Source organism: Bacillota bacterium (assembly GCA_023511835.1).
Classification (GTDB): Bacteria; Bacillota; Sulfobacillia; order JAIMAT01; family JAIMAT01; genus JAIMAT01.
Map to the genome: position 1 here is coordinate 1 of JAIMAT010000086.1, position 8,044 is coordinate 8,044.

The window sequence follows — 8,044 nt, forward strand, 5'->3', positions numbered from 1 at the left end:
CGCCTCCCGCCGCCGGGGCGCTATAATAGCGCACGGACGATGCTTCCTCATTCAGGCCTTTTCCCTTCCTGAAGCGGCGCCACCCGCCCCGGGCAAGCGGGTGGCGCCCGTCTTTTCCCGGAGGCAGGCGGCGGGTCGCAACCGCTCCGCCGGCACGGCCGACTCGTAGAGCAGCACGCCGTCCGCCGCGTAGCGCAGGCGGAAGGGCCCCGAGGCGAGGATGGCGGCCAGGTCCCGCTCCTGCTGCCGGAGCGGCACGATGGGCGCGAAGGAGCGGCCGGGCGCCCAGAGGAGCCAGAGGCGAAGGCCGCCCAGCCCCTGCCGGCACGCCCCCGCCACGAAGCCATCGTAGGCGTCGTACGGCTCGGCGCCGATGGCCGGCCGGTCGTAGAAGGCGACCACGGTCCCGGTCTGCCCGAAGAGGAGCGCCTGCCGGGGGACGAGGGCGGCGGCGCGGTCGAGGCTCCGCTCCAGCGGCGGCGGCAGGGGGCGGAGCCGCCAGGCCAGCTCGGGGACGGTGGCGCGCAGGGTCAGCCCTCCCGCCGCGGCCAGCAGGAGGAGCGCCGGCAGCGCGGCGCGGCCGAGCCGCTCGGCCGGCCGGAGCCGGCTCCAGGCGGCCGCCGCCTCCACCGCCCCCCAGGCCAGAAAGGGCGCCGCCCAGAGAGTGTACTGGGTGTACGGCCGATTCGGCAGCGACAGCCGGCTGAGGCCGTTGACCAGGAGGACGGCCAGCGCCGGCAGTGCCCGGAGCGGCGCCAGCAGCGGCAGCCCGGCGAAGAAGCCGAGGGCGAGCGCCCAGCTGGCGGCATGGCGGGTCACGGCGCCCGCCAGGTAGGCGGGATGGCGCAGCAGGGCCAGGAGGATCCCGCCCAGCGAGGAGCCGAGGTATCCGTAGCTGGCGGCGATGGTGTGGTCCCGCAGCCCCGGGGCGAGGCGAGGCAGGATCCAGCGCTCTTCCGCCAGCAGGAGGGCCAGCGGCAGGCCGATGGCCGGGAGGGCGCGCCGGTCGATCCGGCGCCGCCCCAGCCCCGCCAGGAGGAGCGCCAGCCCCAGCCCCGCCACCGCCACGGCCGCCTGGTTCTTGACCGCCAACGTCGCCAGGAGGAGCGGCCAGAGGAGGCGCCCCCGTCCGCTCTCCAGCGCGTAGACCGCCCAGGCCAGGAAGCAGAAGCCCAGCGCGTCCGGGTGCCACTCCACCACCACCCCCGCGATCACGCCCGGGAAGGCGTAGAGCACCGGGAGCATGACCAGCGCCCAGAAGCTGCCCCAGCGCCGCCAGGCCAGGAGCGCCAGCGGCACGGCGCCGAAGGCGAGGGCGAAGCCCTGCAGCGCGAAGAGGAGCGGCGGCCCGCCCAGGCGCAAGAGCGGCGCCAGCGCGTAGACGATCCACTGCGCCGCGTCGCCCGCGATGGGCCTGCCGTTGAGCCCGTTCCATCCCGTCCAGTCGCCGGAGGCGATGCGCGCCATGGCGTGCAGGTAGATTCCGGTGTCCCAGGCGGTCAGGAGCCAGTGCCGGTACTGGAAGAGCTTCAGCCAGGTGAAGAGCGCCCCCGCCAGGCCGGCGAGGAGCCAGGTGGCGACGACAAAGGCGCGCGCGCTCGAGGGCCAGGGCGCGCGGCGGGAGTCACGACCGGCCATGCCGCTTCCCTCCGCGGGCGGCGGCGTCCAGCGCCACCCGCGCCCGTCCCGGGAGGCTCCGCCGGCCCCTCACCGCCGTCGCCCGCCTTCGGCGGCGGAACGGCCCTCGCTCCGGGATCCCAACGCGCTCCGACCTCCCCCCGCTCCGGCGCCCCGCCCGGGGCCTCCGCCGGGGCGCGGGCTCCTCCCGCCGGGCGGGCGCGGCCTAGCGGCGCAGGCGTAGCTTCCCCGCCAGCGCCTCGAGCGCCCGCACGTCGTGGGCGTCGGCAAAGGTGTCGACGTACGGAAGCGCCGCGCGCATCCCCCGCGCCAGCGGCTGGTAGCCGGGCGTGGCCAGCAGCGGGTTGAGCCAGACGACGCCCGCGGAGCGTCGGTGAAGCTCGCGCATCGCCCGCTCCAGGCGTTCCACCTCGCCCGTGTCGAGCCCGTCGGAGAGGATGAGCACCACGGTCTCCCGACCGAGGAGGCGCTCCCCCCACGTCTGGACGAAGCGCTCCAGGGCGGCGCCGATCCGCGTCCCGCCGCCCCACTCGGCCCCCAGGCCCCGCAGCGTGGGCAGCCTTCCCGGCCCTCCCGCGCGCAGCTCGCGGGTCACCCGGCGGAGATCCGTCGAGAAGAGAAAGACCTCCACGCGCTGGGCGGAGCGCAGGAGCGCGTAGCCGAACTGGAGCATGAGGCCCGCCTGCGCGGCCATGGAGCGGCTCGCGTCCAGCAGGAGGACGAAGCGGGGACGGCGCGGCGGGTGACCGAGCCAGCAGGGGCGCCGGAGCTCGCCGCCGGTCTCGAGGCTCCGGCGGAGCGTCCGCCGGAAGGCGAAGCGCCGGCCGTGCCGGCTCGGGCGCCAGCGACGGCTCCGGCCCAGGCGGACCCGCAGGGCCAGCGCCCGGGCGGCCGCCAGCACCTCGTCCAGGCGCTCCGGGGGCACGGCGGCCTCGCCCCCCGGCATCCCCTCCGCCGGGCTGTAAAGCGCCTTCAGCGGGCGCCCGCTCCCGTCGCCCCGGGCGCCCTCCGGCTCCGCGCCCGCGGCGCCGAGCTCGGCCCCGCCGTCGCCCGCCTCCTCCGCCCCCCGCCCCAGGGGGTCCGGCTCCGCCAGGGCGGGCTCGCCGGCCGGCGGGAGGCCGGGCTCCCGGAAGAAGGCGTCGAAGAGGGCGTCGAAGACGGGCGCCTCCTCGGGCCGGGAGGAGAGGACCAGGCGGAGCGCCTCCCGCACCTGCTCCCGGTCGCCGATGGGCACGGCGGCCAGCGCGCGCAGCGCGTCGGCGCTCTCCGCCGGCCCCACCAGGAAGCCGTTCCGGCGGAGCGCCCCGGCGAAGCGGAGCACCTGGCGCGAGAGCCATCGCCCGCCCTCCGCTCTGTACGTCTTCCTTCCCTCCCGCCCACCATGGTACTCGCGCCCGAGCCCTCCCGGCCGGGCCGCTCAGGCCGGCCAGCCGAAGGCCTGTCGCAGGCGGCGCGCGCCGCTCCGGCTGACGGGCACCTCCCTGCCGGCGGGCGCCCGCAGCCGCAGGCGGTAGGTGCCGTGGAAGAAGGGCACCAGCTCCGCCACCTGGCGCAGGTTGACGATGTAGGCGCGGTGGCAGCGGCAGAAGAGGTCGTCCGGCAGGAGCCGCTCCAGCCGCTGCAGCGGGGCCCGGACGCGGACGCTGCGGCCGTCCACCAGGTGCGCCTGCACCTCGTCGCCGCGGGCCTCCAGGTAGGCGACGACCTCGGGCTGGAGCGGCAGGAGCCTCTCGCCCTCCTGGCCGGGCAGGGCCTGGACCCGCCGCGCCGGCAGCTGCTCGAGAAGCCGGTCGACGGTCTCGGCCAGGCGGGTGGGGTCGACGGGCTTGAGCAGGTAGTCGACGGCGCGCAGGCCGAACGCCTCCAGGGCGTACTCGTCGAAGGCGGTGACGAAGACGAGCCGCGGCCGCCAGCGCCTGCGCCCGAGGATGGCCGCCCAGTCCAGCCCGCCCAGCCCGGGCATCTGGATGTCGAGAAAGAGCGCGTCGCAGGGCTGGGCGGCCAGGAGCGCCTCGGCCTCGCCCGCGCTCCCGGCCTCGCCCACCACCGTCAGCGCCGGGAAGCGCTCCAGGAGGTAGCGGAGCTCGGAGCGGGCGGGCGCCTCGTCGTCGACCAGGATGGCGCGGAGGCTCATCCGGCCGCCTCCTTCCCCGCCCTCTCCAGGGGCAGGACCGCCCGCACCGCGGTCCCGCGCCCCGGCCGCGAGCGGATGCGCAGTCCCGCCTCCGGTCCGTAGAAATGGACCAGCCGTTCCTGCACGTTGGAGAGCCCCACCCCCGTCCCCCGGCCGACGCCGGGCTCGAGCACGTGCGGCAGCCGCTCGGCGGGTATGCCCACACCGTCGTCGGCCACCAGCAGGTGGAGATGCGCCCCCCGCGCCCGCAGTCGGACGCGCAGCCGCCCGGCGCCCGCCCGCGGCAGGATCCCGTGTACCAGCGCGTTCTCCACCAGCGGCTGCAGGGTGAGGGCGGGAATGAGCGCCCGGCGGGCGCGTGCGTCGGCGCGCACCTCCGCCCGGAGCCGGTCGCCGAAACGCGCCTGCTCCAGCCTCAGGTAGGCTTCCAGGAAGCGGAGCTCCTGGCTCACCGGCACCCGCTCGGCGCGCACCGCCAAGACCCGGCGCAGGAAGGTGGCAAGCTCCATCAGCAGCCCCCGCGCCCGCTCCGGGTCGCTGCGGCTGACCGCGATCACCGTGTTGAGGGCGTTGAACAGGAAGTGCGGCCGGATCTGCGCCTGCAGCGCCTCCAGGCGGGCCTGCGCGAGCAGCTGCCTCTGCCGGTCGGCCTCCGCCAGCGCCGCCTGCAGGCTGAGCAGCTCGCTCATGCCCGCGGCCAGGCGCGCGTCGTCGGCCCCGCCCGGCGCCTCGGGCGAGGCCCGGTAGAGCTTGACGGTGCCCACCACGCGGCCCTCCAGGCGGAGCGGGGCGATGACCGCCGAGCGGACGGGACAGGGGCAGCCCGGCACGGGGCAGCGCAGCTCGGCCTTGTCGTGGACGCGCGTGATGCGGCCGCTGCGGATGGCCTGGCGCGTCGCCTCCGTCTGGATCGGCATCCCCGCCTCCACGTGGGGACAGCCCCGCCCCTCGTAGGCCAGGACGCGGCGGGTATCGGTGATGGCCACGGCGTCTGCCCCGGAGAGGCCGAGGATGATGCGGGCGATGCGCCGGGCCGCTTCGGCGGGCAGGGGAGGCTCCATGGGTCGGGCTTCCTCCAGCGAAATGTCTTTTCACATGCCGATTCGGATGCCTATTGTACACGGCGCCGGCCGCCGGGGCCACCGCTCACCCCCCGTCTCGGACCGTCCGGCGGCGGCGGACGACCGCCCGGCGGCCGTTCCTGGCCGCAGCGGGGCGTACCGGGGTATAAAGGCCACACCTTCCTTCGCGCCCGGCGCCCCGGCGCCGGCGGGCCGCCCGCCGGGCCGTCCGCCGGGTCGCGGAAGGCGGGACGGCGGATGCGTGGCGAGGAGGGGATGGAACGATGGAGGGCGGCAGGGTTCGCGAACGCGTCCGCCGCGAGGCGGAACGCCTGGAGAGGGAGTGGGCGGAGGAGTCGCGCTGGGAGGGGATCCGGCGCGACTACTCCGCCTACGACGTGATCCGCCTGCGCGGGTCGGTCCGCGTCGACCAGCCGCTGGCGCGCCGCGCGGCGGAACGTTTCTGGAGGCTCCTGCACGAGCGGCCCTTCGTCCCGGCGCTGGGTGCGATGACCGGCGGGCAGGCGGTGCAGATGGTCAAGGCGGGCCTGGAGTCCATCTACCTGAGCGGCTGGCAGGTGGCCGCCGACGCCAACCTGGCGGGCGAGACCTACCCCGATCTGAGCCTCTATCCCTCCAACAGCGCCCCGGCGCTGGTGCGGAGGATCGTGCGCGCCCTCCTGCGCGCCGACCAGATCGACTGGCTGGAGGAGCGGGAGGAGACCGACTGGCTGGTGCCCGTCGTGGCCGACGCCGAGGCGGGCTTCGGCGGGCCGCTCAACGTCTTCGAGCTGACCCGGGCGCTCATCGAGGCGGGCGCCGCCGCCGTCCACTTCGAGGACCAGCTGGCGGCGGAGAAGAAGTGCGGCCACATGGGCGGCAAGGTGCTGGTCCCCACCTCGCAGCACATCCGCACGCTCCAGGCCGCCCGCCTGGCGGCCGACGTGCTGGGCGTCCCCACGCTCGTCATCGCCCGCACCGACGCCCTGGGCGCCAACCTGCTGACCAGCGACGTCGATCCCCGCGACCGGCCCTTCCTGACCGGCGAGCGGACGCCCGAGGGCTACTTCCGCGTGCGCAACGGGCTGGAGGCGGCCATCCAGCGCTCGCTGGCCTACGCGCCCTACGCCGACCTGCTCTGGTTCGAGACCGCCCGCCCCGACCTGGAGGAGGCGCGCCGCTTCGCGGAGGCCGTCCACCGCCGCTTCCCCGGCAAGCTCCTGGCCTACAACTGCTCGCCCAGCTTCAACTGGCGGCGCCATCTGGACCAGGCCGAGATCGCGCGCTTCCAGCGCGAGCTGGGCGAGATGGGCTACCGCTTCCAGTTCATCACCCTGGCCGGCTTCCACGCGCTCAACGCCAGCATGTTCCAGCTGGCCCGCGGCTACGCCGAGCGCGGCATGAGCGCCTATGTGGAGCTGCAGGACCAGGAGTTCGCCATGGAGCGCGAGGGGTACACGGCCACGCGCCACCAGCGCGAGGCCGGCGCCGGCTACTTCGACGCGGTGGCCGAGGTGATCAGCGGCGGGCTCGCCTCCACGCTGGCGCTGCGCGGCTCCACCGAGGAGGAGCAGTTCGAGGGCGAGGAGGGCCCGGAGCGCATCGCCGCCGAGGCCTGACGGCGCCGGGAGGGCGGGGGGTCGCCGCCCGCCCTCCCGGGCGGCCCTCACTCCGCCCCCTCCAGCCGGAAGCCCGCCTGGCGGAGCGCCGCCAGCGCCTCCGCCAGCCGCTCCTCCGGGACCAGGAGAAAGTCGGTCCGGTAGGAGGAGAGGGCGAAGACGGGCACCCCCGCGGCGGCCAGCGGCCTGAGGAGCCCCTCCAGGACGCCCACCAGCGCCAGGTCCAGCGGGCCCTCCAAGGCCAGCGCCCGCCAGCCGCCCGCCGCCTCCCGGCCGGGCGGCACCGCCTCCTCGGGCAGCACCAGGCTCAGTTCCTCGTCGCTGCGCAGGCAGGCCGCCAGCCCGGCCGCCCGCGGCTCCCGTGCCCATCCGGGCAGGGGCGCGCCGGCGGGCAGCGAGAGCAGCGCCAGCCGCCCGGGCAGGAGGCGCAGCCTCGGGCCCGTCGCCGGCGGAGCCGCCGGGACCGGCCCTGCTCCCCCGCCGGCCGTGCCCGGCACGGGCGGCGCCTGCGCGCCCCGGGGAGAGCCGCCCGCCGGGGCCGGCGCGCCCGCCAGGGCGGCGAAGAAGTCGGCCACGAGGCGGTTGGCCTTCTTCTGGGTGCTGAAGTTCCGCCACTCGTGGCCGGCGTCGAAGAGCTCCAGGCGCGCCCCCGGCACCAGGGCGACCAGGCGCCGCCCCTCTTCGGGCGGGATCACCTCGTCCTCGCTTCCGTGGACCACCAGCAGCGGCACCGCCAAGCGGCCCAGCGCCTTCTCCCAGGCCGGGCGCGGGTAGCGCTCCAGGATCTCGGCGGCGTACCTCCAGGGCAGGAGGAAGTCGGGCGCCCGCTCGTCGAAGCGCAGCAGGTAGCCGCGCTCGCGCCAGGCCTCGAGCCGCTCCTGGTACTCGGGGTTGGCCAGCGGCCAGGAGGGCGCCGACATGACGGCCACCCCGGCCAGCCGGCCGCCCTGCCGAGGGGCCTGCCCCCCGCCGGCCGCCTCCTCCAGCGCCGCCGCCAGGCAGGCGGTCCCCCCCAGGCTGTGCCCGAAGAGAAAGAGCCGGTCGTAGTGCGGCCGGGCCATCTCCAGGAGCAGGCGCAGGTCCTCCACCCAGGCCGGGAAGGAGAGCCCCTCGAAGCCGCCGCTCGCCTCGTTGCCGTGGTTGGGAAAGTCCGCCACCCAGGCGTCCAGCCCGCGGCGGTTCAGCTCCCTGGCCAGCCGGCTCATGCGCTGCACGCGGCGCGAGGAGCCGAGCCCGTGGACGAGGAGCGCCGCGGCGGCCGCCCCCTCCGTCCGGTAGAGGTCCAGCACCAGCGTCTGCCCGCGCCCGTTGGCCAGGTACCACTTCCTGCCTGCGTCCTCCTCCAGAAGGCCACCCTCCCTCCCTCTCTCTCCCCGCCCTACGCCGCGGCCGGGCCGCCCGCCGCGGGCACGGCGCGCAGGACGACGAAGGCGCCCCTCCCCCAGCCGGGCTCCACCGGCTCCGGGCGCCCGCCGCGCCGCTCCCCCTCCCGCGGCGACCCGAAGAGGGTCTGCCGCGCCGCCGTCACCTCGAAGCCCGCCCGGCCCAGCGCCGCCCGCAGCTCCTCGACGGAGTAGAAGCGGGCGCCGCGG

7 protein-coding genes are annotated in these 8,044 nt (G+C 76.6%); 1 reads left to right on the forward strand and 6 read right to left on the reverse strand.

Annotated features, from left to right (window positions below):
• Positions 1-51 precede the first annotated feature (51 nt).
• The 4 genes from K6U79_09985 to K6U79_10000 form a co-directional block, all read right to left on the reverse strand.
• Entirely contained in the window at positions 52-1,638 is a 1,587-nt protein-coding gene (locus tag K6U79_09985; GenBank protein ID MCL6522680.1) for a DUF2079 domain-containing protein, read from the reverse strand.
• A 205-nt stretch (positions 1,639-1,843) separates the two neighbouring features.
• On the reverse strand, positions 1,844-2,959 hold the full coding sequence (locus K6U79_09990) for a VWA domain-containing protein (GenBank protein MCL6522681.1): 1,116 nt from the start codon (positions 2,957-2,959) through the stop codon (positions 1,844-1,846).
• A 96-nt stretch (positions 2,960-3,055) separates the two neighbouring features.
• Positions 3,056-3,772 (reverse strand): LytTR family DNA-binding domain-containing protein, encoded by a 717-nt coding sequence (locus tag K6U79_09995; protein MCL6522682.1) that lies wholly within the window; start codon positions 3,770-3,772, stop codon positions 3,056-3,058.
• Positions 3,769-4,833 carry a histidine kinase gene (locus K6U79_10000; protein ID MCL6522683.1) on the reverse strand — a complete coding sequence of 355 codons (1,065 nt, stop codon included), beginning with the start codon at positions 4,831-4,833 and terminating at the stop codon, positions 3,769-3,771. Before K6U79_10000 ends, K6U79_09995 begins: the two co-directional genes overlap by 4 nt.
• Positions 4,834-5,117: 284 nt before the next feature.
• Here K6U79_10000 and aceA point away from each other — a divergent pair, with 284 nt between their 5' ends.
• Positions 5,118-6,452, forward strand: a complete 1,335-nt coding sequence (gene aceA, locus K6U79_10005; GenBank protein ID MCL6522684.1) for an isocitrate lyase — start codon at positions 5,118-5,120, stop codon at positions 6,450-6,452.
• A 47-nt stretch (positions 6,453-6,499) separates the two neighbouring features.
• Here the strand turns inward: aceA and K6U79_10010 are convergent, their stop codons facing one another.
• Both K6U79_10010 and K6U79_10015 read right to left on the reverse strand, forming a co-directional pair.
• A complete protein-coding gene (locus K6U79_10010; GenBank protein ID MCL6522685.1) occupies positions 6,500-7,741 on the reverse strand; it encodes an alpha/beta fold hydrolase in 1,242 nt (413 codons plus the stop codon).
• Between the two features lie 89 nt (positions 7,742-7,830).
• The coding region (locus tag K6U79_10015; GenBank protein ID MCL6522686.1) for a hypothetical protein at positions 7,831-8,044 on the reverse strand (214 nt) is incomplete at its 5' end.